The organism is Parafrankia sp. Ea1.12 (assembly GCF_900465275.1).
Taxonomy (GTDB): Bacteria; Actinomycetota; Actinomycetes; order Frankiales; family Frankiaceae; genus Parafrankia; species Parafrankia soli.
In genome coordinates, this window is the sequence record NZ_UBIZ01000601.1 from 1 (window position 1) to 252 (window position 252).

Annotated in this window: 1 protein-coding gene; it reads left to right on the forward strand. The window is 66.7% G+C overall.

Translation table 11 applies throughout. The features are described from left to right. A partial coding sequence (locus FMEAI12_RS32755; protein WP_146776827.1) for a transposase occupies positions 1-252 on the forward strand: 252 nt, incomplete at both ends.

Here is a 252-nt window from a genome sequence, read left to right on the forward strand (position 1 = left end):
TTCCATGTCGTTCAGCTCGCCAACAAGACGCTCAATCTGGTGCGCCGCCGTCTCACCCGAAGCGTCCGCGGCCGGCGTGGCCGGACCACGGAGTGGAAGGCCCGGCGCAAGCTGCTGCGCAACCGCGAAGACCTCACCGACGCTGAGTTCGAGCGGATGTGGAACCCGCTGATGGACCAGGGCCCGATCGGCCAGGCGCTGCTGGTGGCCCGAGATCGAAGCCTTCCTGAACACCGGCATCAGCAATCTGGG